At 66.1% G+C, this 929-nt stretch carries 1 protein-coding gene; it reads left to right on the top strand.

Going from position 1 to position 929, the window contains the following annotated elements:
* Positions 1-929: strawberry notch family protein (locus DJ029_RS21505; RefSeq protein WP_198671248.1), on the top strand; the 929-nt coding region annotated here is incomplete at both ends.

Raw genomic sequence — 929 nt, forward strand, 5'->3', positions numbered from 1 at the left:
CCGCCGAAACCGAGCTATCGTCCCAAGCTTCCGGCGGCCATCCTGCGCGACGGCCTGCTGTCCGACGCGCAGCTTGAGACCGTCATCTACGCGGGCGCAGCTCACGGCGCTTACCTCGCCGGGTCTTGGACCGTCGATGAGACCGGAGACGTGGTCTCCGCTGCACCGGACGATGCCGCTGACGCCGTCCGCTTCCGCCGGGGTTTCTTCCTCGGTGATGGCACCGGCGCGGGCAAGGGCCGCCAGTCGGCTGGGATCCTGCTCGACAACTGGTGCCAAGGCCGCCGCAAGGCGCTCTGGATATCGAAAAGCGACAAGCTCCTCGAGGACGCGCAGCGCGACTGGTCTGCGCTCGGGCAGGAGCGCCTGCTGGTGACGCCGCTGTCGCGTTTCGCACAAGGGCGCGACATCCCGCTGAGCGAGGGAATCCTCTTCACCACCTATGCGACGCTGCGCTCGGAAGTACGGGGTGCCAAGAAATCCCGCGTCGACCAGATCGTCGACTGGCTCGGAGCGGATTTCGACGGGGTGATCCTCTTTGACGAAAGCCATGCCATGGCGAATGCCGCCGGCGGCAAAGGCGAGCGCGGCGATACCATGGCTTCGCAGCAGGGCAGGGCGGGTCTGCGCCTGCAGCACAAACTTCCGAATGCCCGCGTGGTCTATGTCTCGGCCACGGGTGCCACGACCGTCCACAACCTCGCCTATGCGCAGCGTCTCGGCCTCTGGGGTGGAGAGGATTTCCCCTTCCAGACCCGGTCGGAATTTGTGGAAGCCATTGAGGCTGGCGGTGTCGCGGCGATGGAGGTTTTGGCCCGCGACCTCCGGGCGCTCGGTCTCTACACGGCGCGGTCGCTGTCCTATGACGGTGTCGAATACGAGATGCTCGAACATGCGCTCAGCCCCGAGCAGCGCGGCATTTACGATGC

Origin of the sequence: Oceanibium sediminis, from assembly GCF_003265325.1 — a bacterium.
GTDB lineage: Bacteria > Pseudomonadota > Alphaproteobacteria > Rhodobacterales > Rhodobacteraceae > Halovulum > Halovulum sediminis.